Origin of the sequence: Agromyces sp. NPDC056965 (assembly GCF_042673425.1) — a bacterium.
GTDB lineage: Bacteria > Actinomycetota > Actinomycetes > Actinomycetales > Microbacteriaceae > Agromyces.
The window spans coordinates 57,003-73,199 of sequence record NZ_JBHURI010000007.1 but is presented as its reverse complement, the minus strand read 5'-3'; the positions used below and the strand labels follow the sequence as shown (position 1 = coordinate 73,199).

At 69.3% G+C, this 16,197-nt stretch carries 8 protein-coding genes; 1 reads left to right on the top strand and 7 read right to left on the bottom strand.

Annotated elements, in window-relative coordinates:
* Nucleotides 1-43: 43 nt before the first annotated feature.
* The 6 genes from ACFTQE_RS03410 to ACFTQE_RS03385 all read right to left on the bottom strand — a co-directional run bounded on the left by ACFTQE_RS03410 (nt 44) and on the right by ACFTQE_RS03385 (nt 10,725).
* Entirely contained in the window at nt 44-5,146 is a 5,103-nt protein-coding gene (locus tag ACFTQE_RS03410) for a discoidin domain-containing protein (RefSeq protein WP_376923731.1), read from the bottom strand.
* 124 nt (nt 5,147-5,270) lie between these two features.
* Entirely contained in the window at nt 5,271-6,485 is a 1,215-nt protein-coding gene (locus tag ACFTQE_RS03405; protein WP_376923730.1) for a Gfo/Idh/MocA family protein, read from the bottom strand.
* A gap of 11 nt (nt 6,486-6,496) precedes the next feature.
* Nucleotides 6,497-7,363, bottom strand: a complete 867-nt coding sequence (locus tag ACFTQE_RS03400; protein WP_376923729.1) for a carbohydrate ABC transporter permease — start codon at nt 7,361-7,363, stop codon at nt 6,497-6,499.
* The gene (locus ACFTQE_RS03395; RefSeq protein WP_376923728.1) at nt 7,356-8,321 is read right to left on the bottom strand and encodes a carbohydrate ABC transporter permease; all 966 of its coding nucleotides are present in this window, start codon (nt 8,319-8,321) and stop codon (nt 7,356-7,358) included. The genes ACFTQE_RS03400 and ACFTQE_RS03395 overlap by 8 nt, the downstream gene beginning before the upstream one ends.
* 7 nt (nt 8,322-8,328) lie before the next feature.
* Nucleotides 8,329-9,594, bottom strand: coding sequence for an ABC transporter substrate-binding protein (locus ACFTQE_RS03390; RefSeq protein ID WP_376923727.1), 1,266 nt, complete (start codon nt 9,592-9,594; stop codon nt 8,329-8,331).
* 114 nt (nt 9,595-9,708) lie between these two features.
* On the bottom strand, nt 9,709-10,725 hold the full coding sequence (locus ACFTQE_RS03385) for a LacI family DNA-binding transcriptional regulator (RefSeq protein ID WP_376923726.1): 1,017 nt from the start codon (nt 10,723-10,725) through the stop codon (nt 9,709-9,711).
* Between the two features lie 118 nt (nt 10,726-10,843).
* On the opposite strand from ACFTQE_RS03385, the gene ACFTQE_RS03380 reads away from it, so the two are divergent.
* Nucleotides 10,844-12,214 carry a nitrate/nitrite transporter gene (locus ACFTQE_RS03380; RefSeq protein ID WP_376923725.1) on the top strand — a complete coding sequence of 457 codons (1,371 nt, stop codon included), beginning with the start codon at nt 10,844-10,846 and terminating at the stop codon, nt 12,212-12,214.
* Between the two features lie 75 nt (nt 12,215-12,289).
* Here the strand turns inward: ACFTQE_RS03380 and ACFTQE_RS03375 are convergent, their stop codons facing one another.
* Nucleotides 12,290-16,177, bottom strand: a complete 3,888-nt coding sequence (locus ACFTQE_RS03375; protein ID WP_376923724.1) for a S8 family serine peptidase — start codon at nt 16,175-16,177, stop codon at nt 12,290-12,292.
* Nucleotides 16,178-16,197 lie beyond the last annotated feature (20 nt).

Sequence of the window (16,197 nt, the reverse complement as noted above, 5' to 3'; positions counted from 1 at the left end):
CGGTACCCCGTGAGGGGCACCGGGCCGGCTCTCCGTTCTGCGACTAGCGCACCGTGACGACCGCTCGGGCCCGCACCTCGCTGCCGTCGAGCGCACCCTCGACGATGAACCATCCCGTCTCGGCCAGCTTCTCGGCCGGCACGGCATCCCAGCTGACCGCGACGACGCCGGTGGTGCCGTCGCTGTAGACGGCACCGACCTCGGCCGGCAGCGTCGGCTGCTGACCGATCGTGGTCGGCGCCGAGACCAGGGGCGCCGCCACGATGCTGCGCTCCGCCGCGGCGGCGTAGACGCCGAACTCGGCCAGGCCGGCCTCGCCGCGCACCGCCTGGTTGTCGAACACGTTGTCGGGATCGATCGTGAACTTCAGCCACGAGGTCGTGACCGGTGCGTCGAGCGTGATCATGTTGTCGGGCTGTCCCTCCCATCGGATCCCGGTGACGAGCTTGCTGCCGCCCTCCCACTCGAGCAGGCCCTCGACGATCTGGTTGACGTCATGACCGCGGTCGACGAGGTTGACGCGGTCGACCTGCACGGGGCTGCCGAAGTCGAGCTTCACCCACGGCGAGACATCCGTCTGCTTCGATGCCCATGATGTCGACGTGTCTCCGTCGACGGCCTTGGCGCCGACGTAGCGATCGTCGCCGTCGTCGCCGTCGGGCACGCCGTTGCGGTCGCGCACCGACGAGACCGTGACGGTCGCCGCGCTCGCGAGGTTGTCGCCCGTCATGGTCAGCGCGACCGGGCCCGACGTGAGCGTCTGGCCGTCGAACGTGACCGTGGCCCGCACCGTCGCGGAGACGGAACCCGCGACCGGCTCGGTCAGCACGATCGTGTTCCTGCCCTCGACCTGCGCCAACCGGGGGTCGCTGAACTCGAGCTTCGTGGTCAGCTCGGCCGGGTTCGCCGCAGCTCCCGTGTTGAGCTTCGCCTCGACGTCCGCCACCAACGGGTGCCCGACGCGCACGCTGCTGCCGCTCAGTGAGAGCTGCACGCTCTCCATGAACGTCGGCAGCGACAGGCGGCCATCCGCATCGACCGTCACGTCGAAGAAGTCCGACGCCCGATAGCCGTCGACGTTCGCGTCGACGGTGATCGTCGCCCGTCCCTCGCCGACCGCCGAGACGACCCCTCGGTCGTCGACCGCGACGACGTCGGGATCGTCGGCGACGATCTTCACCGCGCCGGGTCGCACCGAGACGGCATCGCCCTGGAAGGAGGTACCGGTGACCTGGACCTTGGCGGTGCGCTTGTTGCCCCTGAGCTTCGGCTCCGCCTCGATGCTCGCGAGTCCGGTCATCTCGTGCGTGGCATGGATCTGCGCTTCGAGCAGGTCGAGCGATGCGCCGGCCGACCCCTCGGGGAACGAGATCCGCACGTGCTGCGCGACGCCAGTGACCGGGTAGGCGTTCACCGCACCCCAGTACACCGACCCGTCGGGGCCCGCCGCGGACTGCGCGTCGGTCCAGGTCTCGCCGTCGACGCTCGTCTGGATGACGATCTTCCGCGGCGTGTTCGCGTAGCGCTGTCCGGACTTGTTGAACTGGAGGCCGATGCTGGACAGCTCGGCCGGGACGGCGAGGTCGAACCGGGCCCACGACGCTCCGTCGGCCGCCGTGCTCCAACCGGATCCGGCGAGGTGCTCCGCATCGATGACGATGCCGTCGGTGAGCTTCGAGCCCGCCTCGGACCCGTCGCTCGTCGTGACCGTCGCGGTCGCGGCGACCTCGCGGGTCGGCAGGAGGTCGAGGAACACCCGGTTGCTGGTGACGGTCTTCCCGTCGAGGGAGACCTCCGCCCACACGACGCCGCGCGTCGGCTCGGCGACCTGCGGGGTCGTGACCCTGCCCTTCGCGAACCCGAAGGTGTCGACCTCCGTGATGGCGATCGGTTCGGTCTTGGTGCCGCCGTCGAGGTCGACGCTGCCGGCGTGCCAGGTGATGTCGGCGGCATCCAGGCGCACGGACTGGCCGTGACCCGAGCGGCCCTCGAGGGCGTAGTCCGGCTGCGCGTTCATCGGGAGTTCCGTGTACGCCTCCTTGCCCCCGATCCGCAGCACGGCCGATGACAGGTCGTCGCCGATGTACGCGACGCCGTCCTTCACCGACACGGTGACGCGGGTCTTCTTGGTGACCCCGCCCGACTTCACGGCGACCTCGACCTCCACCGAGCCGTCCGCTCGCGGGATGACGGTCCCGTTCCGGTTGACCTTCACGACACCGGTGTCCGGTGCGGTGAAGACCACCTTGTCGAGCTCCGCCGCCAGCGCGGGGTACGTCATGTACCCGCCCGCGATGAGCTTGAGTCGCCCCGATCGGAGCGGGCTGGCGTCGACGGTGGCGTCGGTGAGCTCGTAGGTGCGCGCCGTGTCATCCGTCTCGATCTTGATGATCGTGTCGACCGGGTCGACCGCGACGGAGGACAGGTCGAGAGCGACCTCCTCCCCGTCCTGGGTGAACGAGGAGATCTCCGTTCCGGTGTTCAGGTGCGTGACCGCGGTGACCTCGTGCTCGATGCCGCCGAGCGAGAGCCGGCCGCCCTCGATCGCGTCGAAGCCCTTCTTCCCATCGGGTCCGGCCAGGATGTGCAGGTAGATGACGTTGTCGCGCTGGGTGGCATAGCCCCACTGCGGGCCGACATCCGCCCCGGGGAAGGCGAACCGGTCGTAGTTGCCGAGTCCGTCGTCGTCGTAGCCGTAGCCGGGGAGGAAGAACGGGGTCGTGCCGGTGGTCGACTCGTGCAGGTCGACGCCCGACGAGGAGAACCAGTCCGCGAGGCCCTCGCGCACGTCGATGTACTCCTGCGCCGCGCGCGGGTAGCGAGTCGCGATGTCGGTCGGGGAATCCCAGTTCGGGCCGCGGCTGTTGGTCACGGTCTGGTCGTTGTTGTCGACGTACCCGCGCCCCGCGTTCATGATCATCTCCTGCGTGACCAGCCGGAAGTCGTCGCGCTGTCCGTAGTACGGCGACCGCTCGTGATCGGTGAGGATGATCTTCCACGGCTCCATCGGCGTGCGCTTCACCAGGTGGTCCGCGCTCGTGTTGGCGAAGATGTGGGATGCCTCGGCGGTGCGGAGATCCGGGTCGCCGTACTCCTCGCCCCAGGCGTTCGAATCGATGATCACCTCGGCGCCGTGGTTGCGCACCGCGCTGTACATGACGTCGTAGTTCGCGTTCGGCATCGTCTGCGGACCGTCGAAGTAGAGGTACGCCGGGTCGTAGCGGTCGAGCAGGTCCTCGACGTTCTGCACGAACACGTCGGTCGAGTAGTGCTGCAGGCCGCCGCCCTCGGTGGCGTAGTAGAGCCCGAAGTCCATGCCGTATCGCTTGACGGCGTCGGCGAAGGGCTTCAGCCCGTCGACGACCTTGCCGTCGGCGTCCTTCGGCAGGTACTGGTTCCGGTCGTGCGCGGGGTCGGCGAACTTCGAGGGCCAGTAGTAGTTCTGCTGGAGCGCTTCGACCGACACCAGCGAGTGGCCCTGCTCCTTCGCGCGCTGCGCCCACTGGTCCACCGCGTAGTTCGGGTCGACGAAGTACCGGTAGACCGGAGTGGAGTGCGTGAGCGCGCCGACCCGGCCCTCCTCGAACTTGCGGTTCGGGCGGTCCTCGACGGTGAGGGTGAAGTCCTTCGTCTTGGTGGCGCCGTCGGCGTCCGTCACCTCGAGGGTGAACTCGTACTCACCGAGGCGCGCATCGGGGCTGATGATGCCCTTCGTGCTCGAGAGGTCGGGCATGCCGTCGACGAGCCCGTCGGCGATCGTGCCGTCGGCGTTCAGCTCGAGCCCCTTCGGGAGTTCGCCGTCGACGAGCTTCCAGGTGTAGCCGGGCGCTCCGCCGCTCGCGATGAACTGGAACGACGAGGCCGACACGCCGTGCTTGCTCCCCGTGACCGACTTGTTCCACACGTACGGCCACTCGAGGTATCCGGTCGGGAGCGCGCCCTCGGGCAGCGCCTTCTCGTCGGCTCCGGCCGCCTCGAGCGGGCGGGTGTCGATCTTCAGCTTCTCGGACGGGCCGTTCACCGAGCTCACGACGCCGTCGATCCGGTTGCCGTTCGCGTCACCGACCCGGCCGTAGAAGCCGAGGTAGGCGACGTCCTGGTCCTTGGCGACCGGCACGCCGTTGCCGTTGACGTCCTCGGTGTAGGTGTGCTCGATCTGGAGCAGGACCTTGTTCCAGCCCGGCTTCAGGTCGACCTCCTGCTTGGTCAGGTCCTTCTGCACCTCGACGGGAGTGCTCTTCCCGGTCACGCAGTCGTCGTTGACGAAGAGGCGGTACGAGCCGCTCGCGCCGACGTTCACGAAACCCTTCTGCGCCTTCGGGCTGTAGACGTAGGTGTGCGCGTAGACGAACTTGTTCCTGGTGTCCTCGCCCTTCTTGACGGAGTAGTAGCCGGAGAGGTCCTGGTAGTCGTCGTAGTTGCGGTTGTACACGCGGTCGTCGAAGTACTCCCACTCGTTCGACTCCGCGTCGTCGCCGAGCGTCCCGCCGACGGCTGGGTCGATCGACGCCTCGCCTTCTGCCGGTTCGACGCGCTCGTAGACCTCGATCTCCGACAGGCCGGTGACAGACGGGTACGGCGCCAGTCCGGGGTCGATGGCGACCGACATCGACACCACGTCGGCGATCGTCTTGTCGTGCGAGTACACGGTCGGCGACGACGGCGAACCCGACGTGCTCGCGACCTTCGGCGACTCGATCGTCGATCCGTCGGCGAGCGTGAAGGAGAGTGCGTACGAGCCGTTCACATGGCGGGCGTCGCCCCACTGCGCCAGCCGCACCTCGTTGAGCGAGATCGGGGCGTCCCACGCGAGCGTGACCGTCGGAGCGGCGTCGTTCTCGGCCACCCATTGCTTGCGGATGTCTCCGTCGATCAGCTGGGCCGGCGGGTTCACGTCGAGCGACGACGAGGCGGTGGCCTTCGCGGTTCTCGCGAGGTTCACCGCCTCGGCGACCTCGCACCCGTAGATCTCATCCGCCACCGCGGTGTCGAACGGCCCGGAGACCAACCACGAGTTGATGAACGGCGCGTTGCCGCCGACCTGCTGGGCGCTTGCGGGGCCGGCGGCTGCGCCGAGGGCCATCGCGGTGGTGATGAGCGCCGAGGCGCCGAGTATCGCGATCGGTTTCGTTCGCGTGTGTTTCATGAGTCCTCCTGCGGATGATCGGTTCTTCGGTGAATCGAGATCGGGAATGGCTCACGCGTCGGGTGCGCGGAAGGCGTGCCTCTCCGGGTGGTGCTGGGTGGTGCTGGATGGTGCTGGGTGGGGGTCAGTGCTCGGCGACGGTGGCGGCCATGGGGACGCTGCCGTGCGAACCCGGCTGCCCGTCGTCGAAGTATCGGATCAGCTCCGGCGCGAGCGGCGGAACGGTGCGGGCGCCCTGGTCGCTCCGCAGCGATTCGGCGGCGAGCACGCCGACGGCGATGGCCTGGCGTGCCGCGATCGGCGACGTCTCCGTGGCGCCGCCCTCCCGGGCGAATCGCAGGAACTCGTCGAGCAGCACCGGGTCGGCGCCGCCGTGCGATCCGGATGCCTCGGGGATCTGGATCACCTCGTCGGGCGCGGCGAAGCCGGGATGCCGCTTCGTCCAGACGTTCACGACGCCGTCCGGTCCGTCACCGATGTTCTCGATCCGCCCCTCGGTGCCGATCACGGTGTAGTTGCGCCAGTAGTCCGGCGTGTAGTGGCACTGCTGATAGCTCGCGAACACGCCGTTGTCGAGTCGCATCGTGACCATCGACAGGTCTTCGACGTCGACGTTCGGGTTGACGCCCGTCTGCGCCGTCGGCGGCCAGTTGTCGACGCTGATCCAGTCGGTCATCATCTCGCCGGCGCGGTCGCCGTGCAGTGCCGGGTCGCCATAGACGGTGACGCCGCCCATCGCGGAGACGCGCTGGGTGTACCCGCCGGCGAGCCAGTGGATCACGTCGATGTCGTGAGCGCCCTTCTGCAGCAGCAGCGAGTTCACCTGCGACTGCTCGGCGTGCCAGTCCTTGAAGTAGTAGTCGCCGCCGTTGCCGACGAAGTGCCGGCACCAGATGGCCTTCACCTGGCCGATGCGACCCGACTGGATGATCTCGCGCATCAGGCGCACGACCGGCATGTGCCGCATGTTGTGGCCGAGGTACAGCCGGGCACCGGTCGACCGGGCGAGCTCCAGCATGCGGTCGGCGTCCTCGACCGAGATCGCGATCGGCTTCTCGCAGAACACGGCGACCCCGGCGGCGAGGCACCGGCCGACGACCTCGGCGTGGGTGTGGTCGGGCGTCAGCACGAACACGGCTTCGACGCCGGCGGCGAGCAACTCGTCGAGGTCGCCCGTGATCAGCGCCTCGGGGAACTGTTCGCCGGCGCGCACCTGCGCCGACTCGGACGGGTCGCAGATGGCCCGGATCTCGACGTCCGGCCGGGCGGCGAGCTCTTCGGTGAGCAGCGCTCGTACCCCGAATCCGATGACGCCGACCGGCATCCGTGTGGTGTCCATATTTCTGTTTCTCAACCTTTCGAACCGGTGAAGGCGATGCCCTGGATGAACTGGCGCTGCAGCACCAGGAAGACGATGATCATCGGCAGCGAGCTCAGCAGCGCTCCGGCCATGAGGAGCGCGTCGTCCTTCAGCCGCAGGTCCGTGAGCAGGCTGAGCCCGACGCTCAACGGCATCGAGTTGACGTTGCCTGCCACGACGAGGGGCCAGAGGAAGTCGTTCCACGACCACAACGCGGTCAGCACGGTGAGGGCGATGATGCCGGGCTTCGCGAGAGGCAGCATCACGTGCCAGAAGATCTGCCATTCGTTGGCGCCGTCGAGCCGCGCCGCCTCCTCCATGTCCTGCGGGAGGGACTGGAAGAACTGCCGCAGCAGGAAGGTGCCGAAGACGCTGAACAGGCCGGGGATGGCGATGCCGGTGATGGTGCCGACGAGTCCGAGCGATTGGATGATCTCGTACTGCGGGAGGATGAACAGCTGCCCGGGGACCATCAGGACCGCGAGGAACGCGACGAACAGGAAGTTCTTGCCCGGGAACGAGAACCGGGCGAATCCGTATCCCGCCATGGTGCAGAGGATCACCTGGCCAGCCGTGCGGAGCACGGTGAGCAGGACCGAGTTGCCGAGCAGGTTCCAGAACGGAAGCGTGTCGAAGACCTTGTCGTAGGCCCGGAACGTGATCGGGTCGGGGAAGATCTGCGGCGGCACCGACGAGGCGCCGGAGAGCGTCTTGAACGACGTCAGGATCTCCCAGATGAACGGGAACACCATGAAGAACGATCCTGCGATCAGCAGCACGTACACCCAGACGAGCGACCGCCCGGCGGAGCGACCCCGGCCGGCGTCGACCTGGAGGATTGCCGTCGTCTCACTCATAGTGGACCCACTTCCGCTGGAGCCAGAACTGCACGGCGCTCAGCCCGAGGATGATCAGGAGCAGGATGCAGGCGATCGCCGCGGCTGCCCCGAGGTCGTGCTGGATGAAGCCCTTCTCGAAGAACAGGTAGACGAGCGTCTTCGATTGGGCGAAGGCCGGGTTCGAGATCCGGTCGATCATGAGGTACACGAGATCGAACACCTGCATGGACGCGATCACGCTGAGCACGCACAGCAGGAACGTCGTCGGCGAGAGCAGCGGGGCGATGACCGACCAGAATCGGCGGATCGGTCCGGCCCCGTCGAGCTCTGCCGCTTCGAGCAGTGATTCGGGAATGCCCTGGAGCCCGGCCGTCAGGATGATGATCTGCGTGCCGAGGGCCATCCAGATGCCGATCACGGCGAGGATGACGATGTTCACCCAGGGGGTGGAGAGCCACGCGAGGCCCGGGATCCCGATCGCACCGAGGGTGAGGTTGACGACGCCGTAGTCGACGTTCAGCAGCAGCCTCCAGACGAGGGCGACGGCGACCGGCATCGTCACGACCGGGATGAAGAAGAGCACGCGGAAGAGGCCGCGGAACTTGAGCCCTCGCGTGTTCAGGAGGACGGCGACGACCATGGCGATCGGGATGCCGAGCAGGGCGATCCCTGCGTACAGCAGGGTGTTGACGAGCGCCCGGCCGAGGTCGGGCTCCTGGAAGACGGTGATGAAGTTGTCGAGCCCTGCGAAGGTCTCGCCGCCGAATGGTCCGACCTCCTGGAACGAGAGGTAGATGCCGCGCGCGATGGGCCAGATGTAGAACACCAGCAGCCCGAGGCCGGCAGGGCCGATGAACAGCAGGGCCCACCACGCCCGGTTGCGGCCGTGGGGCCGGCGCTTCGGTGCGGCGGGGCCGCCCGGGCGCTGCGCGATGGCAGCGCCCGGGGCGACCTCGTCGATGGCGGTGTCGATCATGCTCGCGTTACTCCTCGGCGAGCTTCGCGTCGATCTCCTCGGCCATGGCGGCGAGACCGGTCTCGGTGTCGGTCTGCCCCGAGAAGATCTCCTTGATGTACTTCTCCTCGATGGGCATCCATGCCGCGGTGTTCTTGGAGATCGGCAGCGGCGTCGCGTTCGCCACCTCGTCGAGGAAGATCTGCGCGTCGATGGTCGGCAGGGCATCGACCCACTCCTGCTGGGTGCCGTTGAAGGCGGGGATGACCGTGCCGGTCTTCGCCTGGATCTGGGCGCCCTCCTCGCCGCTGAGGAACACGGCGAGCTTCTTCGCCCACTCGACGTTCTTCGAGCTTGCGGATGCCGCGTTGGCGAGGCCGTGGATGACGGACGTGTCGCTGACGGGGCCGGCCGGGAGCGGTGCGACGCCGACGACGTCCTTGATCGCCTCGGCCGAGCTGTACGTTCCGGCGGCCCATGAGCCGTCGAAGAACATGCCCATCTTCCCCGAGCTGAACGTGTCGCCGGGCCAGGTGTCGGCAAGCTGCTGCAGCGTCGGCGATGCACCCTTCTCGATCAGGTCGACCCAGAGCTGCACGCCCTCCGCCGCCTCGGGCGTGTCCATGCCGGACTTCGTCGCGCCGTCGGTGAGGACCTCTCCGCCGGCCTGGAAGACGGTGTTGTAGTAGGTCATCTGGCCGTAGGGCGCAGCCGCGGTGCCGTAGACGCCGGCCGCCGGGTCGGTGATCTTCTCGGCGGCGGTGACGAAGTCGTCCCACGTCCATCCGGCGGCGGGGTACGCGAGGCCGGCCTGGTCGAAGAGCGCCTTGTTGTAGTAGACGCCGATCGTGTCGAAGTCCTTCGGCGCCCCGTAGAGCGTGTCGTCGTACGAGTACAGGTCGATGAGCGACTCGGGGTAGTCAGCGGTGTCGATGCCCGCGTCGTCGAGCGGAGCGAGCTGGTCGTTCGAGGCGTACAGCTGGAAGTTCGGCCCGTTGACCCAGAACACGTCGGGCCCGGAGCCCGCCGAGAGCTGCGTCTGGATCTTCGTCCAGTAGTCGGCGGACGGGATGACGGTGATGTCGACCGTGACGTTCTCGTTCTGCTCCTCGAACGCGTCGGCCGCCTCGCGCAACGCGGGCTCCTGGTTCTGGTCCCAGATCGTGTAGTTCAGGGTGACCGGCCCGTCGCCGCCGGCCTGGCCGCCGCCGGAGGAGCAGCCGGTGAGGACGAGGCTCGCCGCCGCCGCCGCTCCCAACACACCCATGCCGTACCGGAAGACTCGTGATCGCATGTCGATTCCTCTCCGCCGCAGCACTGCGGCGCCAGTCGATTCCGCTGGACAGCGGAAGTTGCTTAAACGATTACGCAGAAGCTAGCAAACATTGGACGTTTGCGTCAAGGCTGGCTACGGCGTCGTCGATCCGCGCGCGAACAGCGTCGGCTCGAGGTCGAGGATCCGGTTCGTCGGCGTCGCCGCATCCAGCGCGCGCTCGAGTACGAACTCGATGATCCGCGCGCGCATGTCCACCGCGCCGACCGAGCTGATGTCGGCGTGCTCGGACTGCCGCGAGTCTCCGATGCCGATGACGGTGACGTCCTCCGGAACCCGGAGCCCCAGCTCCCGTGCCGTGTGCACCGCCGCGAATGCGGCGAAGTCCGCCTCGGCGAAGACGGCGTCGGGGCGGTCGTCGCGGTCGAGCAGCGCGCGGGCCGCCCGATACGGGTCGAGGAGGTCCTTCTCGTACTCCGCGATGTCGCCCTCGGCGACCCCGAGGCCCGCCTCGCGCAGCACCTCGACGTACTCCTGGCGCCGGGCGCTCCCCAGCGGCTGGTCGGCATCGGCCGCGACGGCCAGGCAGCCGACGTGCCGGCGGCGCTCGAGCAGGTGCTCCACGGCCACCCGCGACGCTCGGCGGTCATCGAACCGGATCACGTCGAATCCGTCGGGCTCGAGCACCGGGGAGTAGACCGCGACCTTGCGAGCGAGCGGCCCGAGCACCGCACGCCACTGCGCGGTCTCCGCGACACCGGCGGCCGCCACGAATGCCGCATCGAACTCGCTCCGGGCCAGCGCCGCTGCGAAGTCGGAGTCCATCGCGATCAACGTCGTCAACCCGTGCTCCGGCGCCCGCTCGGTGAACGACTCCGCGATGCTCAACGTCCAGGGGTCGCCGAGCATGTGCAGGACGAGCTGGATGACACCCGTTCGCCCGGTGCGCACCGACCGGGCCATGCGATTGGGCAGGTAGTGGAGTTCGGCCGCGGCACCCCGCACCCGCTCGGCGGTCTCGTCGGAGTACCGCGCGCCCTCCTGCTCCGTGCCGGAGAGCACGTACGACGCGGTCGCAACCGAGACGCGGGCATGGGCCGCGACGTCGCGCAGCGTCACACGCGCGCGCGACTCCCCCGATGCTCGGCCCATGATCCCAGAAGCCTAGTGGGAAGACGAGCACCGGCCGGCGAGCGAGCCGGCGACCCGCCGCTCGGGCCGGTCCCCTCGGGATACGCTGGAACCACCGACCGGAGTCGTCCGTCGTCGGATGAGCCGCAGTGGGGAGCCCGTGACGATCCTGCCCGAGCCCGTGCGCCCCTGGCGTCTCTGGCTGGTGTGGGGCGTCGGCGTCGCCGCCTACATGCTCTCGGTGACGAACCGCACGTCGCTCTCGGCGGTCGGGGTCGACGCCGCCGTGCGATTCGACGCGGATGCCTCGACGCTCTCGATGTTCGCGGTCATCCAGCTCTTCGTCTACGGCGCGATGCAGATCCCGGTCGGGGTGCTGCTCGACCGGTTCGGCGCGCGCCCGATCATCACGATCGGCATGTTCCTGATGGCAGCCGGTCAGCTCGTGATGGCGTTCGCGCCCGACGTCGGCACCGCGATCCTCGCCCGGATCCTGCTCGGCGCCGGCGATGCCGCGATCTTCCCGAGCGTGCTGCGCGTCGTCGCGGTCTGGTTCCCGGTGCGTCAGGCGCCGTTCATGGTGCAGTTGACCGGCATCGTAGGCCAGGGCGGCCAGCTGCTCGCGATCCTTCCGCTGGCGGCGCTCATGCACGCCACGAGCTGGACCGTCGCGTTCGGCAGCCTCGCCGGGCTCGGCGTGCTCTTCACCGTCCTGACCTTCGCCGTGATCCGCAATCGCCCGCCCGGTCGCGACGCCGACGTGAGCGTCGACACCCAGACGGGCGCCATTCGAGCCGTGACGTCGTCGGCCGACCTCCGCCAGGGGTTCACCGAGTCGTGGGCGCACCCGGCGACGCGGCTGGCGTTCTGGTCGCACTTCACGACGCCGTTCTCGGGCACGGCGTTCATCCTCCTCTGGGGATTCCCGTTCCTCACGGTCGGCGAGGGCCTCACGCCCGCGATGGCCTCGCTCATCTTCAGCGTCTACGTCGTCGCCGGCATGGTGGTCGGCCCCGTCATCGGGGCGCTCTCGAGCCGGCACCCGATGCGGCGCTCGCGCATGCTCGTGCTGCCGATCATCGGCATCCAGGTCGTCGCATGGCTCGCCGTCATCCTGTGGCCCGGCCCCGCTCCGCTCTGGCTCCTCTTCGCGCTCGCCCTCGCGCTCAGCACGGGCGGCCCCGCGTCGATGATCGGCTTCGACCACGCTCGCACCTACAACCCGAGCCACCGACTCAGCACCGCGACGGGCATCGTGAACGTCGGCGGGTTCCTCGCGGCGCTCCTCGCGATCCTGCTCATCGGCATCGCGATGGACGCGCAGGGCGCCGGCGCGCCCGACACGTACAGCCTCGAGGCGTTCCGCCTCGCGTTCCTCACCCAGTTGCCGCTCTGGGCGCTCGGTGCGGGGTTCATCGTCTTCGAGCGCAAGCGCACGCGCGTGCACATCGGGCTCGACCAGCCGCGCCGCAACCGCAACCGCAAGCCGAGCACCGACCGCGACGACTGAGGCCCGAGCGGCGGTGTCGCTCGGGCCTCAGTCGTTCATCGGGTCACCGGTGACCGGTGCCCGCTCCGGTCGCGGTCAGTGCTTGCCGCCGTGCCCGCCGCCCTTCTTCGCCGCAGCGACCTCGAACGCCCGCTCGATCTCCTGGGTGAAGGTCGAGCCCGCGGCATCCGTCGCCGTCACTCGCAGGTCGACCCATGCACCCGCGTCGGGAACCCGGAGCTTCGCGGCGTAGGCCGTGACGACGTCGCGACCCTCGGAGAACATCGGCGGGCCGTCCTCCGACGGCTCGTCGACCGTGCCGTCGGCCGAGGTGACGTCGAGTGCGACCGGCTTCCATTCGCCGCCGTCGACCCGCACCTCGAGCGTCGCGTCCGCGATGGCCGCGATGCCGGATGCCTCGGCGACGTGCCCGAGCTCGAGCTCGAGCTTCACCGGGGCGCCGCGCTTGCGCCCGGCTCCGGCGACACCCGATTCGTCGAGGTCGACGTCGTAGTACGCCTGCATCATCGGCAGCAACTGGCGAGTGGTGTCGTCGGCCGAACCGGTCGAGGTGAATGTCCACTCCGTCCTGGTCGACGTCGACGACTCGAGGTACGTGCCGTCGTGCGTCGCGGTGTCGACGACGCGCCATTCGGACTCGCCGTCGGGGATGTCCCAGACGGTCGCACTCTGGAACGCCGTCGACTCGGCGAGCTCGCCGTCGAGGTACACCTCGATGAGCTGCGACCGGTCCTCGGCGCCGGAGTAGGTGTCGAACGTCCCCGTGCGGTCGGGGGTCGCGCCGTCGGCCCACGACGGCAGGTTGACCTGCGCGAAGTCGCCGCTGCGGTTCGGCGCCCAGTAGCCCGGACCGACGTTCGGTCGCACGATCGCACCGAAGTAGCTCGACTCGACCTTCTCGCCGGGCGCGTAGCCGCGTCTGACGTCGCGGATCTGCCACCCTGCGTCGACGACTGTCGCGTCCTGGTACCACTCGACCTGGTCGGTGTTCACCCATTCGGTGCGCTCGAGACCGCGCGTGGTGCGCATCGGATAGCCGGTGCCGTACTCGACGCCCGGCACGAAGTCCCACCGGAACTCGCCGACGAGGGCGGGTGCTCCGTAGTACGTCGTGTCGATGCGGGCGAGCTTCCGCGGCCGGTAGTCGAGGTTCTCGGGGATGACGCCGTCGCTGTAGCGCGCGATGTCCCAGATCTCGTCGGCGTCGACGATGCCCTCACCGGTGACGGTGACCTTCTTCTTCGCGATCGCCGCCAGCACCTGTCGGCCCTGCACACCGCTGATCGCGGCGACCGGGATGGGCGCGTCGGCGAGGTAGTCGGCGGAGCCGACCCACTCGCTGAGCTCGCCGTCCGCGTCGTTCACGACGAGGAGCAGTGCCGCCCCGGCGGCGACGGCGTTCGCCGAGCGCTCGGGCGCCGAGACGACGTCGGAGCGGGTCACGACCGCGACCTTGCCCGCCACGTCGACCGCTGCGAACTCCTCGGCGCTGCCGAGTCCGACGTCGACGGCACGTGCCCGGATCTCGCCGTCGAGCAGCGTGGACCCGGCCTGCGCGATGAGGTCGAGCCGTTCCTTGCCGGCGTTCAGCGACAGGGTCGGCTCCTGCAGTCGCCACCTCGTCGTGAAGTCGAAGCTCTCGGCCTCCGGCGCGTCCATCGGCTGCGCGTACAGCTCATCGACCCAGACGGGAGCCATGGCGCTGCCGGTGAATCCGTCGACCTGGTAGTCCATGCGGCGCACCGTCGCCTCGAGTCCCTTCTCGCCGACGTCGACGGTCACGGGTTCGGTGGCGCGGGCGTCGAACGCGACCGTCGTCGCACCCTCGAGCACGACGTCGGGGTCGCCGACGAGCGCGATCGCCTGGGTGTCCGCGTTGCGGGCGACGTCCATGAACGACATCACCGAGTAGAGACCTGCCGGCAGTCGCAGCGTCGTCTCGCCATCGACCCCGAAGGAGGTGTACCAACCGGTCTCGGCGTTCCAGATCCATCCGTAGGTCGCGAGCGGTTCGCCGTCGAAGCCGGTCGCCGCGACGGTGAGGTCGTAGCGCTCGGCCTCGGCGATGATGCCGAGCGCGGTGCGCGTGACGGTGTCGTCGTCGATCGACGCGGTGAGCACGCCCGAGAGCTGCGCTCCCGCGGGCACCTTCGCCGGGTCCGCGGTGAGCGTGACCGAGCGGCTCTCGCCGGCCGGGATCGTGAGCGAAGCGGCATCCATCGTGAGCACATCGGATGCCTCGCCGACGGGGCCGCCCGGCGTCGTGTCGGTGAGCTTCGCGCTCAGGTCGATCGTCGCCTCGGCGTCACCGCGGTTCGCGTACTCGATCGTGCGGGTGACGGGGGCGTCGTCTTCGCCCCACGAGAGCATGCCGAAGTCGCCGGATCCGGAGGCCAGGATGTCGGCCTCGATCGCCTCGGCCACGTCGACCACGCCGGCGCCGACCTGGTAGGGCGTGAGCCCGACATCCGTCGCCGTGCTCGTGAGCGCCGCTCGCAGCTGCGCCGCCGTGTACTCGGGGTGCTGCTGCTTCACGATCGCCGCGGCACCCGCGACGTGCGGGGTCGCCATCGAGGTGCCGCTCATGCCGATGTACGAGCCTTCGCCCGGGCTGTCGGCCGATCGGGCGGCGGTCACGTCGTTGCCGGGGCCTGCGAGGTCGGGCTTCATCGCACCCGAGCGCACGAGCGGACCCTGACTCGAGAACCACGACAGCTCGCCGCTCGGGTCGTCGACCGACCCGATGGTGAGCGCGCTCGCTGCCGAACCCGGCGAACCGACCGTCTCGGGGGCCGAGGAGTTTCCGGCGGCGACGATGAAGAGCGCGTCGGTCTCGGCCGAGATCTCGTTCAGCGCGACCGACATGAGGTCGGTGCCGTCGTCGCCGTACCGCGTGCCGAGGCTCATCGAGACGATGTCGGCACGCTCGGCGGCCCACTCCATCGCGGAGATGATCCACGAGTCCTGGCCTTCGCCGGCGTTGCTCAGCACCTTGCCGACGAGCAGGTCGGCGCCGTCGGCGACACCGCGGTGGGTGCCGCCGCTCGCGGCGCCGGTTCCGGCGATCGTCGAGGCGACGTGCGTGCCGTGGCCGTTCGGGTCATCCGAGACGGGTTCGTCGGGAACGAAGCTCGTCGACTCGGCGAGCACGCGGCCCGCGAGGTCGGGATGGGTGTCGTCGTAGCCCGTGTCGAGCACCGCGACCGTCACTCCGTCACCGGTGAACCCGGCCGCCCACGCCTCGGGTGCGCCGATGTAGGGAACGCTCTCGTCGAGCGTCGCCTGCACCTTGCCGTCGAGGTGGATCGCCGCGACGCCGCCGCCGAGGCTCACCGCGTCGGGCTCGCCGGCGCCGAAGCTCCGGGCATCGGATGCCGCGGCATCCGTCAATGCGGCCCAGGTCGATTCGGCGCTCGCGTGATCGGCCGATGCAGCCGCGCCGCCGATGCTCGCGAGCGGAGTGCCGAGCGCGACGCCCGGCACGGGTGCTGCGAAGCTGCGCGCCGCCGCGTCGCCGTCGAGTTCGAGGATGACGGGCGTCGCATCGACGGACGCGTCGTCGTAGCCGTACTCGATCAGCCGGCTGACGTTGAAGAGGTCGCCGTCGACGACGCCGGCAGCGACGTACGGCATCGCGCCGCGAGGCAGCACGTGCAGTTCGCCGGCGACGTCGAGGGTCTGGAACCCCTCGCCGGGATCGACGGGGTCGATCTCGACCGCGTGCGTGCCGCCCGCGAGATCGGTCACGGTGACCCGGTCGCCGGTGATGAGGGTGACGGTGTGCGATCCGCCCGCCGGGGCGGGTGCCGACGTCGAGGCCGGTGGCGGGGTGCCGCCCCCGGTCGGGTCGGCGGTGGCCGGAAGTGCGGCCGCGCCGACGCCGGCGACACCGATCGCGAGGCCGCTGATGGCGGCTGCGATCGATCGGCGTCGATGTGCGGATGGTCTGATGCTTCGTGGCATAGGGATACCTCTCACGCGTT

What these genes read in the sequence shown, in the direction of transcription:
- ACFTQE_RS03410 (WP_376923731.1), bottom strand. Translation starts at nt 5,146, where the DNA reads ATGAAACACACGCGAACGAAACCGATCGCGATACTCGGCGCCTCGGCG.
- ACFTQE_RS03405 (WP_376923730.1), bottom strand. Translation starts at nt 6,485, where the DNA reads ATGGACACCACACGGATGCCGGTCGGCGTCATCGGATTCGGGGTACGA.
- ACFTQE_RS03400 (WP_376923729.1), bottom strand. Translation starts at nt 7,363, where the DNA reads ATGAGTGAGACGACGGCAATCCTCCAGGTCGACGCCGGCCGGGGTCGC.
- ACFTQE_RS03395 (WP_376923728.1), bottom strand. Translation starts at nt 8,321, where the DNA reads ATGATCGACACCGCCATCGACGAGGTCGCCCCGGGCGCTGCCATCGCG.
- ACFTQE_RS03390 (WP_376923727.1), bottom strand. Translation starts at nt 9,594, where the DNA reads ATGCGATCACGAGTCTTCCGGTACGGCATGGGTGTGTTGGGAGCGGCG.
- ACFTQE_RS03385 (WP_376923726.1), bottom strand. Translation starts at nt 10,725, where the DNA reads ATGGGCCGAGCATCGGGGGAGTCGCGCGCGCGTGTGACGCTGCGCGAC.
- ACFTQE_RS03380 (WP_376923725.1), top strand. Translation starts at nt 10,844, where the DNA reads ATGAGCCGCAGTGGGGAGCCCGTGACGATCCTGCCCGAGCCCGTGCGC.
- ACFTQE_RS03375 (WP_376923724.1), bottom strand. Translation starts at nt 16,177, where the DNA reads ATGCCACGAAGCATCAGACCATCCGCACATCGACGCCGATCGATCGCA.